The organism is Pseudonocardia zijingensis, from assembly GCF_042657305.1.
GTDB classification, from domain to species: Bacteria; Actinomycetota; Actinomycetes; order Mycobacteriales; family Pseudonocardiaceae; genus Pseudonocardia; species Pseudonocardia zijingensis.
Map to the genome: position 1 here is coordinate 15,729 of NZ_JBHSKO010000007.1, position 14,767 is coordinate 30,495.

General features: G+C 74.9%; 16 protein-coding genes and 1 pseudogene. 5 read left to right on the forward strand and 12 right to left on the reverse strand.

Annotated elements, in window-relative coordinates; translation table 11 throughout:
* Window positions 1–77: 77 nt before the first annotated feature.
* Entirely contained in the window at window positions 78–1,400 is a 1,323-nt protein-coding gene (locus tag ACFPL3_RS16010; RefSeq protein WP_343946967.1) for a hypothetical protein, read from the forward strand.
* Here ACFPL3_RS16010 and ACFPL3_RS16015 read toward each other — a convergent pair.
* A complete protein-coding gene (locus tag ACFPL3_RS16015; protein ID WP_343946966.1) occupies window positions 1,372–1,998 on the reverse strand; it encodes a TetR/AcrR family transcriptional regulator in 627 nt (208 codons plus the stop codon). The genes ACFPL3_RS16010 and ACFPL3_RS16015 overlap by 29 nt on opposite strands.
* A 64-nt stretch (window positions 1,999–2,062) precedes the next feature.
* Here ACFPL3_RS16015 and ACFPL3_RS16020 point away from each other — a divergent pair.
* Window positions 2,063–2,664, forward strand: a pseudogene (locus tag ACFPL3_RS16020) (NADPH-dependent FMN reductase).
* On the opposite strand, the gene ACFPL3_RS16025 reads toward ACFPL3_RS16020, so the two are convergent.
* The 3 genes from ACFPL3_RS16025 to ACFPL3_RS16035 all read right to left on the reverse strand — a co-directional run bounded on the left by ACFPL3_RS16025 (window position 2,630) and on the right by ACFPL3_RS16035 (window position 4,929).
* Window positions 2,630–3,082, reverse strand: a complete 453-nt coding sequence (locus ACFPL3_RS16025; RefSeq protein ID WP_343946965.1) for a hypothetical protein — start codon at window positions 3,080–3,082, stop codon at window positions 2,630–2,632. The pseudogene ACFPL3_RS16020 and the gene ACFPL3_RS16025 overlap by 35 nt on opposite strands.
* Entirely contained in the window at window positions 3,082–4,290 is a 1,209-nt protein-coding gene (locus ACFPL3_RS16030; RefSeq protein WP_343946964.1) for a molybdopterin-dependent oxidoreductase, read from the reverse strand. The genes ACFPL3_RS16025 and ACFPL3_RS16030 overlap by 1 nt, the downstream gene beginning before the upstream one ends.
* A gap of 87 nt (window positions 4,291–4,377) precedes the next feature.
* The gene (locus ACFPL3_RS16035; RefSeq protein WP_343946963.1) at window positions 4,378–4,929 is read right to left on the reverse strand and encodes a dihydrofolate reductase family protein; all 552 of its coding nucleotides are present in this window, start codon (window positions 4,927–4,929) and stop codon (window positions 4,378–4,380) included.
* 227 nt (window positions 4,930–5,156) lie between these two features.
* Here ACFPL3_RS16035 and ACFPL3_RS16040 point away from each other — a divergent pair, with 227 nt between their 5' ends.
* Window positions 5,157–5,846, forward strand: a complete 690-nt coding sequence (locus ACFPL3_RS16040; RefSeq protein WP_343946961.1) for a response regulator transcription factor — start codon at window positions 5,157–5,159, stop codon at window positions 5,844–5,846.
* Complete coding sequence (locus ACFPL3_RS16045; RefSeq protein ID WP_343946960.1) at window positions 5,843–6,871, forward strand: sensor histidine kinase; 1,029 nt, start codon at window positions 5,843–5,845, stop codon at window positions 6,869–6,871. The genes ACFPL3_RS16040 and ACFPL3_RS16045 overlap by 4 nt, the downstream gene beginning before the upstream one ends.
* Here the strand turns inward: ACFPL3_RS16045 and ACFPL3_RS16050 are convergent.
* The 6 genes from ACFPL3_RS16050 to ACFPL3_RS16075 all read right to left on the reverse strand — a co-directional run bounded on the left by ACFPL3_RS16050 (window position 6,837) and on the right by ACFPL3_RS16075 (window position 11,623).
* Window positions 6,837–7,538, reverse strand: coding sequence for a methyltransferase domain-containing protein (locus tag ACFPL3_RS16050; RefSeq protein WP_379589224.1), 702 nt, complete (start codon window positions 7,536–7,538; stop codon window positions 6,837–6,839). The two genes, ACFPL3_RS16045 and ACFPL3_RS16050, sit on opposite strands and share 35 nt — an antisense overlap.
* Complete coding sequence (locus tag ACFPL3_RS16055; RefSeq protein ID WP_379589226.1) at window positions 7,535–8,224, reverse strand: TIGR04282 family arsenosugar biosynthesis glycosyltransferase; 690 nt, start codon at window positions 8,222–8,224, stop codon at window positions 7,535–7,537. The genes ACFPL3_RS16050 and ACFPL3_RS16055 overlap by 4 nt, the downstream gene beginning before the upstream one ends.
* On the reverse strand, window positions 8,221–8,883 hold the full coding sequence (locus ACFPL3_RS16060) for a glycosyltransferase family 2 protein (RefSeq protein WP_379589227.1): 663 nt from the start codon (window positions 8,881–8,883) through the stop codon (window positions 8,221–8,223). The genes ACFPL3_RS16055 and ACFPL3_RS16060 overlap by 4 nt, the downstream gene beginning before the upstream one ends.
* A 37-nt stretch (window positions 8,884–8,920) precedes the next feature.
* A complete protein-coding gene (locus ACFPL3_RS16065; protein ID WP_343940558.1) occupies window positions 8,921–9,973 on the reverse strand; it encodes an NAD-dependent epimerase/dehydratase family protein in 1,053 nt (350 codons plus the stop codon).
* A 97-nt stretch (window positions 9,974–10,070) separates the two neighbouring features.
* Entirely contained in the window at window positions 10,071–10,823 is a 753-nt protein-coding gene (locus ACFPL3_RS16070; RefSeq protein ID WP_343940560.1) for a hypothetical protein, read from the reverse strand.
* A gap of 119 nt (window positions 10,824–10,942) precedes the next feature.
* Entirely contained in the window at window positions 10,943–11,623 is a 681-nt protein-coding gene (locus ACFPL3_RS16075) for a DUF3159 domain-containing protein (protein ID WP_343940562.1), read from the reverse strand.
* Window positions 11,624–11,754: 131 nt separating this feature from the next.
* Between ACFPL3_RS16075 and ACFPL3_RS16080 the strand changes: the two genes are divergently transcribed.
* The gene (locus ACFPL3_RS16080; RefSeq protein ID WP_343940564.1) at window positions 11,755–12,534 is read left to right on the forward strand and encodes an SGNH/GDSL hydrolase family protein; all 780 of its coding nucleotides are present in this window, start codon (window positions 11,755–11,757) and stop codon (window positions 12,532–12,534) included.
* Here ACFPL3_RS16080 and ACFPL3_RS16085 read toward each other — a convergent pair whose 3' ends face one another.
* Both ACFPL3_RS16085 and ACFPL3_RS16090 read right to left on the reverse strand, forming a co-directional pair.
* Window positions 12,535–13,623 carry an acyl-CoA dehydrogenase family protein gene (locus ACFPL3_RS16085; protein WP_343940566.1) on the reverse strand — a complete coding sequence of 363 codons (1,089 nt, stop codon included), beginning with the start codon at window positions 13,621–13,623 and terminating at the stop codon, window positions 12,535–12,537. It abuts the gene before it with no gap.
* Between the two features lie 196 nt (window positions 13,624–13,819).
* Window positions 13,820–14,758, reverse strand: coding sequence for a VOC family protein (locus tag ACFPL3_RS16090; protein WP_343940568.1), 939 nt, complete (start codon window positions 14,756–14,758; stop codon window positions 13,820–13,822).
* Window positions 14,759–14,767 lie beyond the last annotated feature (9 nt).

Sequence of the window (14,767 nt, forward strand, 5' to 3'; positions counted from 1 at the left end):
ACCGGCTGGCGGGGGTGCACGGCGCCGTTCGCGAGACGTAAGGATCATGCGCCCCGGTCCGGGGCTAGCGTCCTCCCGTGCCGGTCACCGTCGCGCGGAGATCGCGGATCTCCGGGAGCGCAGCCGATCTCGCCGTGGTGCTGGCGGCCGCGCTCGTCGTGGTGGCCGCGGCGGTGGTCGGACGGGCGCTGCTGGCGGGCGGCACCGACATCTTCCTGCCGTTCCCGCCCCTGCTCGCCGAGTGGCTGCCGCACGCGGGCCCGGGCACCCCGGCGGCCCTGGCCGTCGCGGCGCTGGTGGTGGCGCACGGGCCCGCGCCGGCGCAGCGGCTGACCTGGGGCCGGCTGCTCGCCGTGGCGTACGCGGGCGCGGTGGCGTGGACGGTGTCGCTCGCGCTCGTGGACGGCTGGCAGCGCGGGGTGGTCGAGCGGCTCACCAGCAGCCAGGAGTACCTGCACGACGTGCCACGCGTGGGCGACGTCGGCACGCTGCTGCGCACGTTCGCCGACCACATCCTCACCGACCGGCCCGGCTTCTGGACCACGCACGTGGGGGCGCACCCGCCCGGCGCGCTGCTCACGTTCGTCTGGCTGGACCGGCTCGGCCTGGGCGGCGGTGGTGCCGCGGGGCTGTTCGTGATGCTGGTGGGGGCGTCCGCGCCGGTCGCGGTGGCGGTGGCCGCGCGGGCCCTCGGCGCGGAGGACCTCGCCCGCCGCGCGCTGCCGTTCGGCGTGCTGCTGCCCGGCGCGGTGTGGGTCGGGGTCTCGGCGGACGGGATGTTCGCGGCCGTGCTCGCCTGGGGCGTGGCGCTGCTCGCGATCGGGAGCACCGGGCGGGGCCTGCGGGCCGACCTCGCGGCGGTGACGGCCGGGGTGCTGCTGGGCTGGTGCCTGTACCTGTCGTACGGGCTGGTGCTCGGCGGGCTGCCCGCCCTCGCGGTGCTCATCCACACCCGCAGGCTGCGGGCCGGCCTGTTCGCGGCCGCCGGGACGCTCGCGGTGGTCGCCGCGTTCACCGCGAGCGGGTTCTGGTGGTTCACCGGCTTCGAGCACGTCCGGGTGATCTACGCGGCCAGCATCGCGCAGACGCGGCCGTACTCGTACTTCGTGTGGGCCAACCTGGCCGCGGTGGCCTTCACGGTGGGGCCCGCGGTGGTGGCGGCGCTGCGGCGCGCCCAGGCCCTCCCCACCGGGGTCGTGCTGCTGGTCGGGGCCGCGGTCGCCGCGATCCTGCTGGCCGACCTGTCAGGGATGAGCAAGGCCGAGGTCGAGCGGATCTGGCTGCCGTTCGCCGGGTTCCTCGTGCTCCCGTGCGCCCTGCTCCCGCACCCCCGGCGCTGGCTCGGGGCGCAGGCAGCGCTGGCGCTCGCGGTCAACCACCTGCTGCTGACGGTCTGGTAGCGACGCCGAAGAGGAACAGGTGGACACCGGCCGCGACGGTGACGGCGATCTCCTCGTCGGTGGGCACGGCGCCCCGGTAGGACGGGTTGTCGGCCGCGATCAGCCGCATGAGCTGGAGGGCGGCGCGGTCGGGTTGGTCGATCCGTAGCAGCCCTCGCCCGGCCAGCTCACGCAGCCGCTCGCCCAGTGCACGGCGCACGCGGGCCGGCCCGATCTCCTGCCACGCGTCGATCGCCTCCTGCGGGATGTGCCCGACCTCGGCGTTGACCTGGCGGACCAGCGCGAAATGCGCCCCGTGCTCCTCCCGCACGGGGCCGGCGAAGGCGATCCCGAACTCGACGAGGTCGGCCTCCAGGTCGACCACCCGGTGCAGGTAGCGCTCGATGATCGCGATCTGGGCGTCGGCCACGCGGGCGGCGCTGTGCTGGATGACCGCGCTGAACAGCTCCGCCTTGTCGGTGAAGTGGTTGTAGACGGTGCGCGTCGACACGCCCGCCTCGGCGGCGATGGCGTCCATGCTCGCCCGGGTGTAGCCGTCGCGGGCGAAGACGGTGAGCGCGCCGTCGACGACCGCGCTGCGCTTGTCGCCCCTGACCATCGCCCCATCCTTCGTGTTGCCACGCTCGTTGTACTTATTGCTACGCTCGTTGTACTTTGACGCCATGGTACGCATCGCCATCGTCATCGGGAGCACCCGTCCCGTCCGCCGCACCGAGGTCGTCGCCCGCTGGGTCGCCGAGGCCTGCGCGCGGCACCCGGTCGCCCAGGCCGGGAAGGCGAGCTTCGACGTCATCGACCTCGCCGACCACGACCTGCCCGTGCTCGACGAACGCGCCGCCGCGCTGTGGGCCGACTACCGCGGCGCCCACACCCGCCGGTGGGCCGCGACGATCGCCCCGTACGACGGGTCGTCTTCGTCACCCCGGAGTACAACCACTCGTTCCCGGCCGCGCTGAAGAACGCGATCGACTACCTGTTCGCCGAGTGGAACGACAAGGCCGCCGGCTTCGTCAGCCACGGCGTGCACGGCGGGGTCCGCGCCGTCGAGGGGCTGCGGCTCGTGCTGGCGGAACTGAAGGTCGCGACGGTGCGCAGCCAGGTCGTCCTCAACACCTTCACGGACTTCGAGCTCACCGCCCCCGGCGACCCCGGGGTCTGCCGGCCCGGGGAGCACGAGCAACAGGCGCTGCACGACATGCTCGACGAGCTCGTGGCCTGGGCGGCGGCGCTCAAGCCGCTGCGCGAGACCGCGAGCGCGGCCTGAGCAGCAGCCGCACCGCGTAGAGCAGACCCGAGAGCACGAACATCGCGGCCACCAGGGCCAGCCATCGGCCCAGGTAGGGCTCCTGGTCGAGCCCGGTGGCCGCAAGGTGCGTCTCCCCTCCCTGGCGGATGATTCCCGGCAGGAAGACGAGAAAGGTCAACCCGGCGCCCAGCAACGGCACGCGCACGTGGTTGACCAGCGGAACCGGCAGCCGGGTGAGCAGCCGGTCGGCCAGCGCGTAGAGCGGGAACAGCACGAGGTCGTGCACCACGGCCGCGCCGACGAACCAGCACAGCACCCGCAGCAGCGCCGGGTCCCCCAGCAGGAACGAGGCGGCGTACGCGGCGGGGGCGACGCAGGCCAGCAGCGCCGCAAGGTGGGCGGGCGAGGCCCCGTAGCGGTCGGTGAACCGGCGCATCACGCCTCCCGGAACTCGATCGAGCGCACCCACTTGGTGCACCGGACGCCCGGCAGGGCCGGCACGACGATCCGCGCGGGGAAGCCGTGGTCGAGGCTCAGGTCGACCCCGTTCACCTGCAGCGCGAGCAGCCCGTCCGGGTCCAGCACCTGCCCGGGGGTCAGCGTCCCCCTGGCGAACGGTCCGTCCTCCAGGGACGCGACGGACGCCGCTGCCGGCCGGGGCACCCCGGCGAGCTCGGCGAGGTCGCGCAGCCGCACGCCGGTCCAGGTCTGCAGCGTCGACCAGCCCTCGACACACGCGATCGGCAACCGGGCGGTGTGCTGGGGCAGCGCCATCAGTTCGGCGCGGGTGAACGTCCGCGGTGTCGGGCCGGCGAGCTGCAGCGTCCAGTCTGCGGGCGGGGCCACCCCGGCCGCGGCGGCGGTGCGGTTCACCGGGAACCCGTTCGGGCCGTCCTCGGTGGTGCGGCCGCGGGGCAGCAGCAGGGCGAGGTGGCGCGCGGGGCCGTCGAGCACCTGCCCGATCGAGAGCGCTGCGAGCAGCGCGGATCCGCCCCCGACCAGGGCGAGCGCACCGCGGCGGCTCATCGTGGGCGGGGCCGGGTCGGGCGCGACGAGGCCGCCCTCGTCCGGCGGTTCCGGCACGGTGCCGGCGAGCGGGGTGGCGAGCTCGCGGCGCAGGGAGCGGGAACGCAGCCCTCGCACCATCGCCCCGGACTTGAGCACGACGTGCGCGGCGAACGCGCCGACGAACACCCAGGCCCCCAGGTAGTGGCCGGTGTAGAAGCTGAAGCCGAAGGCGTAGTCGTACTGGATGTTGAGCAGCCCGGTGACGATCTCGAACAGGATGCTGCCCACCAGCAACAGCAAGGTGCCCCGCTCCAGGGCCTGGGCGGGCGAGCGCACCGGCGGCCACGCGAACAGCTTCGGGATCACCGACCACAGCTTCGCCAGCACCACCGGCACCAGCACGATCCCGAGCCCGACGTGCAGGCCCTGCGTGAGCCGGAAGAGCCACGACGGGCGCGTCGGCCAGTCGAAGGGCGGCAGCTGCAGGAGACCGACGTCGCCGGGCAGGCCCTGACCGGGCCCGTACGCCACGCGGTCGAGCAGCCCGGTGATCACGAGGATCGGCATCCCGACCAGGAGCACGACGGCGAACACCGAGGTCAGCCAGGGACCGCGCAGAGGGCTGCGGAAGCGCATGGCGCCGAAGTTAAGGCGGCGGAGCAGCCCGGACGGGCCGCGACGGGGATCGGTGAGCGACCCGTAAGGCTTTCCGCCCGCTCTGGGTCAGGTGGCCGGGATGGGACGGTAGGTGTGGAGGACCGCGCCGGTGGCGAAGACCTTCGTGTCGACGAGCTCGACCGTGCCGGTGCTGGCGGGCCGGAACAGCGGCTCGCCGCCACCCTTGATGACGGGAGAGGTGCAGATCCGGTACTCGTCGAGCAGACCGGCCGCGACGAGCGCGTCGGTCAGCCGGCCGGTGCCCCAGGTGACGATCTCGCCGCCGTCGGTCTGCTTGAGCCGGCTGACCTCGTCGACCAGGTCGGAGCCGGCGACGACCACGGTCGGGTCCCACGCCGTGGTGTCGACCGGCTGGGAGGCGACGACGTACTTGGTGATCGCGTTGACGTGGTCGGCGAAGGGGTTCCCGCCCCGGGTGGGCCAGGCCTGGGCCATGCCCTCGTAGGTGGTGCGCCCGAGCAGGAGGGCGTCGGCGGCGAGCGTCGACTTGAGCGCGTAGGCCTGGAACTCCTCGTCGGCGTACGGGAACGACCACTCGTGCGGGTTGTCGATGTAGCCGTCGAGGGTGGCGTGGGTGAAGCTGACGATCTTGCGCAACGGTGGTTCCTCATCGCTTGCGGGTACTTCCGGCGGACCGGCGGCGTCGTGCCAGGCCGTCGGAAACGTCCTGGCAGGTGAGCAGCCTGTCGGCCCGGGTCGACGTCCGGCCAGACCGATTCGCGACAACCTGCAGCGGATTCTTGCCGGATCGCCCCGACCGCGACGCGGGGATCGGTGAGCGACTCGTAAGGCTCTCCCGTCGCGTCGGTCCATAAGCTCTGGTCATGACGGCTCGCGTGCTCGTGGTGGACGACGACGCGACGGTCCGCGACGTGGTGGGCCGTTACCTCGACGAGGCCGGCTACCAGGTCGACCTCGCCGCCGACGGTCCCACCGGACTGCGTGCGGCCCGCGAACGCGCCCCGGACGCCGTGGTGCTCGACCTGATGCTGCCCGGCATGACCGGCCTCGACGTCTGCCGCGCGCTGCGCGCCGACGACGACCGGCTCCCCATCGTGATGCTCACGGCCCTCGGGGAGGAGGACGACCGGGTGCTGGGCCTCGAGCTCGGCGCCGACGACTACGTGACGAAGCCGTTCAGCGCGCGCGAGCTCGTGCTGCGCATCGGGTCGGTGCTGCGGCGCTCCCGGCCACCGGAGGCGGCGGCCGAGGTGCTCGTCGACGGCGAGCTGCGGGTCGACCCGGCCGCGCGCCGCGCCTGGCTGGGCGAGCGGGAGCTGGCGTTGACCACCCGCGAGTTCGACCTGCTCGCGTACCTGCTCGCCCACCCCGGCCGCGCGTACAACCGTGCCGAGCTGCTGGCCGAGGTGTGGGGCTGGGAGTTCGGCGACCAGTCCACGGTCACGGTGCACGTGCGCCGGTTGCGGGAGAAGATCGAGGACGACCCGACCCGCCCGCGCCGGATCGCCACGATCTGGGGCACCGGCTACCGCTACGACCCGGCCGCTCCGTGAACGTCCTCGTCGAGCTGGCGAGGGCCGCGCCGATCGCGTTGCTCTCGGCGCTGCCGGTGGCGCTCGTCGGTGGCCTGGTGGTGCACCGGATGCGCCGCCGGTCGATGACCGCCACGATGACCGCGCTCGTCCTGGTGCCGCTGTTCGCCGCGCTGTTCGGCGTGGTGGCCACGAGCGGGTTCATGTACACGCCGCAGCTGGTGGGCACGGTCGCGGTGGTGGCAGTGGTCGCGGCGGTCACGGTGCCCGCGGGCATGATGCTCGGCCGCAGCGTGGCCCGGGAGACGCTGTGGCAGCGGGAGGCCCGCGAGGCCGAACGGCAGGCCGAGGCCGCGCGCCGCGAGCTCGTGGCGGGCATCGGCCACGACCTGCGCTCCCCGCTCGCCGGGATCCGCGGCATGACCGACGCGCTGCTCGACGGCGTGGTGCACCGGCCCGACGAGGTGAGCGAGTACCTGCACCGGATCCGCCGGGAGACCGTGCGGATGGCCGGGATGGTCGAGGACCTCTTCCAGCTGTCGCGGGCCACCTCGGCCGCTCTGCGGCTGCCCGCCGAGCGGCTCGCGCTCGGCGAGGTCGCCTCCGACGCGGTGGCCGCCGAGGCCGCGGCTGCGGAGGCCGCGGGCGTCGTCGTCACGGCGGAGGACCCCGCCTGCTGGCCCACCGTGCTCGGCAGCGACGCCGACCTCGTGCGGGTGCTGCGCAACCTGCTGTCCAACGCGATCCGGCACACCCCGGCGGGCGGGAAGGTGTCGATCTCGGCGGGCACGCGCGACGGCGAGGCCTGGCTGGCCGTACAGGACGCCTGCGGCGGCATCCCGGAGCCCGACCTCGACCGGCTCTTCGAGCCCGGCTACCGCGGAGCGGCGGCCCGCACCCCGGACGCGTCCACCGGCGCCGGACTCGGCCTGGCGATCGCGAAGGCGCTGGTGGAGGCCCAACACGGGCGCATCAGCGTCCGGAACGTGCCGCCGGGGTGCCGGTTCGGGATCACGCTCCGCCCGGAGCCCACCGCGGAGCAGTAGCGCCCGCGCGCCGAAGCTCGCTGAAGCTGCGCACGCCCGCGTGCGAGGTGATCACCTCGAGCCCGGCCGCCGCCGCGAACCCCCGCAGCGCGTCAGCGCCCACCACTGCCCACGGTACGGCCCGTCCCGCGCCCTCCGCGGTGTGCACCCGGGCCGTGCCGGTCCAGCACGCTGCAGGATCGGGGTCGGTCTCCACGAGGACACTGCCCCCGGGACGCAGCAGGGCAGCCGCCCGGCGCAGCAACCGGACGGGGTCACCGCCGATCCCGATGTTGCCGTCGGCGAGCAGCACGTGGTCCCAGCGCCCGGGGATCGCGGCGAACACGTCGCGGCGCAGCGCCGCCGCACCGCGGGCCCGGCAGCGCGCGACGGCGGCCGCGGACACGTCCACCCCCAGCGCGGGGATGCCCCGGCGGGTGAGCGCCACCACCAACCGCCCCGGCCCGCAGCCGAGGTCGACGACCGGGCCCGAGCACCGGCCGAGCAACCAGGCGTCCTCACCGGCGGCGTCGGCGTGCCACCGCTGCACGGCGAGGGGGACCTCGGCCCCGTCGCTGCGCACCAGCCGGGCGGGCGCCCCGCGCAACGCGGCGTCGAAGGCGGTGTCCGCGCGCCCCCACCCCGCTCCGCGCAGGGCCGCGGCACGGCGCCCGGTCGCGGCCGTCACGACGCGAGCTCGAACGCCGGGCACCGCTCCACCGCGGCGGCGAACCGCCCGCCGGGTGCCGCGTCGGCCACCGCGCGGGCGTCAGCTGCGGTGTCGACGTCGGTGAGCTCGGGGAGCAGCCCGATGCGCAGCCCACCGTCGCGCAGGGCCCGCAGCGTGCGCTCCCCGGTGTCGTCGCGGGACGTCGGGACACCCGCCACCAGCCGGGCCGCGTACGGATCCCGCAACCCCAGCGCCCACCAGCCGCCGTCGGTGGCAAGGCCCAGCACCCCGTCCGTGCCGGGAGCGCGCAGCCGATCGAGGCAGGCCGCGAGCAATCCGGCCCCGGCCTGCGGGGTGTCCATCCCGATCTGCAACGTCGGGCACCCGGCGAAAAGCGCCGCGGTGTCGGCGTGGGCGGCGGCGATCCGCTCGCCGAGCGCGGCGCCGCGCTGGGGCACCACCCGGAAGCCGCGCAGCGCCGCGGCCAGCTCCGCACGGCGGACCGCTCCCGCGAGGCGGCCGGTGAGCGCCACCACGGGCTGGGCGCCGGGCACGCCGGCGGCCGCGTCGAGCGTGTCGAGAAGGGCGGCCGCGGCCAGGTCGGCGGCCTCCGCCGGGGTGGCGGGCGGGCACAGCCGGGTCTTCACCCGGCCCGGTTCCGGCGCCTTCGCGAGCACGATGACCGCCGCTGACGGCGCGCTCACGAGATCCCCGCAGCCGCGAGGAGCCTGCCCATGTCGCGGACGGCGCGCGCCGTGCCCCGCACCGACCCGGACACCTTCGACCGCCCACCCGCCCGCGGCCGGTACGCGACGTCCACCTCGTGGAGCCGCCAGCCCGCCGCGCCGGCGCGCAGCAGCAGCTCCAGCGGGTAGCCGAACGCCCGGTCGGCGACCCCGAGGTCGAGCAGGGCCTGCCGCCTGCCCACCCGGACCGGGGCGATGTCGTGCACGGGCACCCCGCGTGTGCGCAGCAGCGCCGCGATCAGCGCGTTGCCCACCCGCGCGTGCCACGGCCAGGCTCGCGGCCGCGGCACGCGCCGCCCCACGGCGAGGTCGGCCCGGCCGTCGCGCACCGCGGTGGCCATCGGTTCGAGCACCGCGGGATCGAGCGAGCCGTCCCCGTCCAGCACGGCGACGAGCTCGCCCCGCGCCGCCACGAGACCGGCGTGGACAGCGGCGCCGTACCCGCGGCGGGGCTCGACCACCACCCGGGCGCCGAGCCGGGCGGCCACCGCCGCCGTGTCGTCGGTGGACCCGTTGTCCACGACGAGCACCGGCCAGCCCGCCGGCAGCTCGGCCAGCACGGCGGGCAGGGCCTGCGCCTCGTCGAGGCACGGCAGGACGATCTCCGGAGGGTGCACGTCAGCGATCATGGGCCCGAAGTGCGCCGATCGGCCCTTACCGAACGGTGACGGCCGGTGCCCGCAGGGGGTCGGCGGCGAAGGCGGCCACCCCTTCGGCGAACCCGACGGCGGCGGAGAAGCCCAGGCGGGCGCGCGCCTTCGCGGGGTCGGCGACGACGTGGCGCACGTCGCCCGGCCGGGCCCCGCCGGCCACCTCCGGCGCGGGCCCGCCCATCCGCTCGGCCAGCACCCGGGCCAGCTCCCCCACGGTGTGCGGCTCGCCCGAGCACACGTTCACCGCCTCGAAGCCGTCCACCTCGGTGGTCAGCGCGAGCGCGTTGGCCCGGGCGACGTCGGTGACGTGCACGAAGTCGCGGCGCTGCCGGCCGTCCTCGAGCACCCGCGGCGGCTCGCCCCGCTCCAGCGCGGAACGGAAGATCGCCGCGACGCCCGAGTACGGGGTGTCGCGCGGCATCCGCGGGCCGTAGACGTTGTGGTAGCGCAGCGACCAGACCGCACCCCCGCACTGCCGCGCCCACGCGCTCGCCAGGTGCTCCTGGGCGAGCTTCGTGGCCGCGTAGGTGCTGCGCGGGTCCGGTGGGGCGTCCTCCCCGACGAGCCCGCCCACCAGATCGCGGCCGCAGTGCGGGCACCTCGGCTCGTACCGGCCCGCGGCGAGGTCGGCCACCGCGCGGGGCCCGGGCCGCACCACCCCGTGCTCCGCGCAGTCGTAGCGCCCCTCGCCGTACACGACCATCGACCCCGCCAGCACCAGCCGGCGCACCCCCGCGGCGTGCATCGCGGCGAGCAGCACCGCGGTGCCCAGGTCGTTGTGCGCCGCGTAGGCGGGGGCGTCCGACGGGTCCACCCCGTGCCCCACCATCGCGGCCTGGTGGCACACCGCGTCCACCCCCGGCAGCAGTCGGGCCAGCAGGTCCGGATCGCGCACGTCACCGACGACGTGCTCGTGCGATGGCTCCCAGCCCCCCGCCCCGTGCGCCTGCGGCAGCAACGCGTCGAGCAGCAGCACGTCGTGGCCGTCGGCGGTGAGCCGGTCGGCGACGTGCGACCCGATGAACCCGGCTCCGCCCGTGATCAACACTCGCATCGATCGAGGCTAGGTTCGGGCGCCGCTCCCCGGACCAGCTCGTTCGTGACTCGTCACATCTGGCGGGGGCGGAGGCGCCGGAGGCCGCCGCCGCGCCTCACTCGTCCGGCGCCGGCTCCGAGGTCGGCAACTCGGGCGTGGGCTGCGGGGTGACGGTGACGGTGGCGGTGGCGCTGGGGCGCTCCCGGGTCGGCTCCGCGCCGGAATCCGGTTCGGCGCGGGCGCTCGGTCCGGCGGACGGGGTGGCCTCGTCCGACGGCGCGGATTCCGTGGTCGGCTCCGGGCTCGCCGTCGGCTCCTCGGACGTCTCCTCCTCGGCCGGGGCCGCGTCGCTGTGCCCGCCCGGCTCAGGCGTCAGCACCCGGCCGACCGAGGTGCCCGGCTGCCCGGTGGTGAGCGAGGAGCCCTTCGCCCACTCGAGCCCGGTGACCACCACCAGCGCGATGACGAAGGCGAGCACCGTCGCGCCCGCCCAGACCCACCACCGGCGGGGCCTGCGCAACACGGGCTCGACGCGCAACTGCGTGGTGGCCTGCTCCTCGACGGGTTGCCGCTGCCGGGGCACCGACAGCTGGACGGTCGGTGCATCGGAGACGTCGGCCTTGCGCCCGCCGGTGAGGCGGACCCGGGCGACGATCGTGTCGCGGGTGCGGTCGAGGGAGCGCTGGTAGAGCGTGGTGGCCACGGTGCTGGCCACGGAGCCCAGCGCGGCACCCGCCACGGTGCCGGTGGCCCCGAAGTACGACCCCAGCACGGCGCTGGTGGCCGCGGCCCCGGCACCGGCGAGCACCTTGTTGACCGTGAGTTCCGGTGCCTTCGCCGGCGCGGCGGCCGTGGGCTCCGCGCTCACGCGATCAACGGCGGGTGACGGTCGGGGCGCGCTGGGCTGGGGCATGGCTCCTGGCGTTCGTCGTGCGGCTGCTCTCCACCGTCTCCAACGGCGGTACGCGCGCGGTTCGCTCCCGACGATCAGGCTTCGTGAGCGTCTTCACGTGCGGGGACGGGCCGGCGTAGCCCGCCGTGCCCATCCGGTAGCGCCGAACGGAGGACGGGCCACGACAGGGCCACGCACAGCGCGACGAGAGGCCAGGTCAGCACGGTGCGCGCGATGCCGAGCGCGACCACCGCGTCGGCCGCGTAGAGGGGCAGGAACACGGCGAGCCGCACGACGTACTGGCCCACCCACACCCAGCTGGCGCGCTGGTAGCCACGCAGGAGGTGGGGGTCGCGCCGCCACCGCGTGCGCTGGCCGAGCGCAGTGCCGACGACGAGCCCCAGCAGGGGCCAGCGCACCACGATCGAGACGGCCCACGCGAGTGCGCTCGCCGCGTTGCTCACGATCTGGACGAGGAAGAAGTCGATGGCACGGCCCGTGTACAGGGCGACCAGCGCCGCCACCGCCACCCCGAGCAGGCCGAGGAGCACCGCGCGTGGCCGGCCGCCGCGCGCCAGCCGGATGGCAGCCACCACCGCACCCACGAGCACGGCCGCCCCGCCCGCCCACGCCACGGGGGAGGCCCAGCTCGACGCGTCGGCGACGGTGAAGGCCGCCACGAACGCCACCACCGGCACCGTGGCGTCGACGGCGCCGCCGCGGCCGCCGAGGACGTCCGCGAGGCCCGGCTCCGCGGGGCCCTTCCGTCTCGCCATGAGTTAAGGGTGCCCTATCCCCCCGAATGGATCACGCCTACTGGCGGAGGTCCCGGGTCCTGGGTGATATTTGGGAGTGCTTCACCCGTCGAGGCGGTGACGGGTCCGTGAACGGAAGGGGGCGATGGCCGATGCGACCCATCAGCAGCTTCCTCGCACTGGGGGACAGCTTCACCGAGGGCTTGGACGACTGGCGCCCCGACGGTACACCACGCGGCTGGGCAGATCGCGTGGCGGAGCAGCTGAGCGCCACGCGACCCGGCTTCCGATATGCCAACCTCGCGGTCCGCGGCAAGCTCCTCGACCAGATCGTGGAGGAACAGCTGCCGGTGGCCGAGCGGCTCCGCCCGGATCTCATCACGTTCTGCGCGGGCGGCAACGACATCATCCGGTTCTCGTGCGACACCGACGACCTCGCCCGCCGCTTCGACGCCGCGTTGGAGCGGGTCACGGCCACCGGCGCGCACGTGCTCGTGTTCACCGGGTTCGACCTCGGGCGGATGCACCCGATCCTGCGCCGCCTGCGCGGGCGCGTGGCCTGCTACAACGAGCTGATGCGCGCGAGCGCCGAGCGCCACGGAAGCACGGTGGTCGACCTCTGGGGCATGGCCCCGCTCGCCGACCCCCGCAGCTGGGGCCGCGACCGGTTGCACCTCACGGCCGAGGGCCACCGGCGGGTGGCGCTGCGCGTGCTGGAGGCGCTGGGCGAGCCCGTCACCGAGGACTGGCGCACCCCGCTCCCCGAGATGGCGCCCACCCCGTTCCGCGACTGGGTGCGCGAGGACCTGCGCTGGATGCGCGACTACGTGATGCCCTACATCCGCAGGCGGCTCCAGGGCCACCGCACGGGCGACGGCTACGTGCCGAAGCGCCCGGAGCTGTTGCCGCTGCGCACCCTGGACTACTCCTGATCAGGAGGCCGGCAGGCCGATGCCGTCGGCCACCCGGTCGGCGTGGAAGTCGCCGTCGCCGAAGGCGAGCGCACTGCTGGTGGCGTGCTGCAGGTAGTGGTGCAGCTCGTGCTCGGCCGTGAACCCGATGGCGCCGTGCACCTGGTGCCCGAGCGCGCACACCCGCTGGTAGGCGTCGCTCACCCAGGACTTGGCCACCGCCACCGTGAGCGCCACCTCGGCGGCGTCCTGACCGGGCGCCCCGAGCCGCCAGATCGCCTCGAAGGCGATGAACCGGGCGGTGAGGACGTCGATCGCCATGTCGGCGCAGTGGTGCTGCACGGCCTGGAAGCTGCCGATCGGGCGGCCGAACTGCTCGCGCTGCCCCGCGTACTCCACGCTCAGGTCGAGCACCCGCTGCGCGCCGCCCGCCATCTCGGCGGACGTCGCCGCGGCCCCGAACGCGGCGGCCGTGGCCGCCACCGCGGCGCCGTCGCCGACCCCGCCGAGCACGCGGTCGGCCGGCACCGCGACGCCGGAGAACCGGACGTCGTTCTCGGCGTTCGGGCCGATCACGTCGAGGCGCTCGGTGCTCACGCCCGCGGCGGTCCGGTCGACGAGGAACGCGGTAGGCCCCGCCACCACGAGCAGGGCGTCGACGGCGTGCGCGAACGGCACGAACCGCGCGGTGCCGTCGAGGACGTACCCGTCGCCGGACGCGGCGGCCGCGACGGCGGCCCCGTCGGCGAAGGCGATGGTGCGGCCCTCGGCGATCCCGGTGAGCCAACGCTCCCGCTGCTCGGCCGAGCCGTGGCGCTCGATGGTGGCGCCGCAGACCACGGTGTGCAGGAAGGGGCTGGGCACCTGGGCAGCACCCATCTCCTCCAGCAGCAGGCAGGCCTCGACGAAGCCCTCGCCGACCCCGCCGTACGTCTCCGGGACGGCCAACCCGGTCCAGCCGAGTTCGACCATCTCCTTCCACAGGTCGGCCGAGAAGCCCGCCGGGTCCCCGGCCACCGCGGCGACGCCGGCCGTGCCCTTCCGCCCGGCGAGCACGTCGCGGGCGGTGCTGCGGATGAGCTCCTGGTCTTCGGTCAGGGTCAGATCCATGTCGATCCTCCAGCTCCGACAGCGGCGAAGCCGCTCGTGGTAGCACGCCACCGGCACCGCGGCGGGTTCTCAGACGCTCTCTCGCGAGGACAGCGCCGACGTGGTGAATCGGCATTCATGAGGAGGCGATCCCGGAGCGAGAGGGCGTCTGAGGTTCCGCTACCCGCACCGCCACGCAAGGCGATCGGCATGCCTACTAGTTCTGCGGTGGGATCTTGTCGGAACGCACCCAGACCCCCGGGCGCTCCTCCCAGAAGAGCTGCACGAGCACGCCGCCGGCGTGCTTGGGGTGGATGAACGTGTGCTTCCACGCCGCGCCGTCCTTGACACCCTCCTCGTCGTCGAACGTGGGGATGTCGTGGACGCCGCACGCCGCGATCGCCGCGTCCCAGTCCGCCACCTCGAACGTCACGTGGTGGGCGGCGGCGCCGTTGCGGTCGAGGAACTTGTCGACGAACGAGTCCTCGCCGCGGCCCGTGATCACTTCCCAGCAGATGGTGGAGCCGGGGACGTTGAGCACGAGGTCGGCCATGTCGGGGATCTCGTCGTCAGCGGTGCGCCAGACCTCGACGAACCCGGCGAGGTCGGAGTACCAGCGCGACAGCTCGTCGCGGTCGCGGAACGCCTGGCAGATGTGGTCGATGCCGCGGATGCCGAGGGTCGGCCCGTTCGCGTCGACGGGCTTGACCTCGGTGGCGTCGTCGTCGCCGAGCATGGCGAGGTTGCCGGGGCCGCGCAGGCGCCACAGCACGCCGGGCCCGTGCTCGGGCGGGGACAGCGACGCCTCCACCCAACGGCCGGGCACGGAGTCGGTGACCGCCAGGCCCCGCTTGTCGAGCTCGGCAACCGCGGCGTCGAGGTCCGGCACCTCGGCGCCGACGTGGTGCAGGCCGGGACGCCCGCCCTTCTCGTCGAGCCACTTCTGCAGCGAGCCGCCCTCGCCGGACGGGGCGAGCACCACCCAGTACTGCCCGGCGGCGCCGGGGACGGCGAGCCGCACCCCCTTCACGCCCGCGTCGCGGTTGTCCCACACGTGGGTGCGCTGGAAGCCGAACAGGCCCTCCAGCAGCGCGAGCTGCTTGTCCAGGTCCGGTGTCGCGACGGCGACGTGGTCGATCCGGTAGATCTTCAACATTCGTCGGGG

What these genes read in the sequence shown, in the direction of transcription:
- ACFPL3_RS16040 (WP_343946961.1), top strand. Translation starts at nt 5,157, where the DNA reads ATGACGGCTCGCGTGCTCGTGGTGGACGACGACGCGACGGTCCGCGAC.
- ACFPL3_RS16085 (WP_343940566.1), bottom strand. Translation starts at nt 13,623, where the DNA reads ATGGATCTGACCCTGACCGAAGACCAGGAGCTCATCCGCAGCACCGCC.
- ACFPL3_RS16080 (WP_343940564.1), top strand. Translation starts at nt 11,755, where the DNA reads ATGCGACCCATCAGCAGCTTCCTCGCACTGGGGGACAGCTTCACCGAG.
- ACFPL3_RS16025 (WP_343946965.1), bottom strand. Translation starts at nt 3,082, where the DNA reads ATGCGCCGGTTCACCGACCGCTACGGGGCCTCGCCCGCCCACCTTGCG.
- ACFPL3_RS16075 (WP_343940562.1), bottom strand. Translation starts at nt 11,623, where the DNA reads ATGGCGAGACGGAAGGGCCCCGCGGAGCCGGGCCTCGCGGACGTCCTC.
- ACFPL3_RS16065 (WP_343940558.1), bottom strand. Translation starts at nt 9,973, where the DNA reads ATGCGAGTGTTGATCACGGGCGGAGCCGGGTTCATCGGGTCGCACGTC.
- ACFPL3_RS16090 (WP_343940568.1), bottom strand. Translation starts at nt 14,758, where the DNA reads ATGTTGAAGATCTACCGGATCGACCACGTCGCCGTCGCGACACCGGAC.
- ACFPL3_RS16015 (WP_343946966.1), bottom strand. Translation starts at nt 1,998, where the DNA reads ATGGTCAGGGGCGACAAGCGCAGCGCGGTCGTCGACGGCGCGCTCACC.
- ACFPL3_RS16030 (WP_343946964.1), bottom strand. Translation starts at nt 4,290, where the DNA reads ATGCGCTTCCGCAGCCCTCTGCGCGGTCCCTGGCTGACCTCGGTGTTC.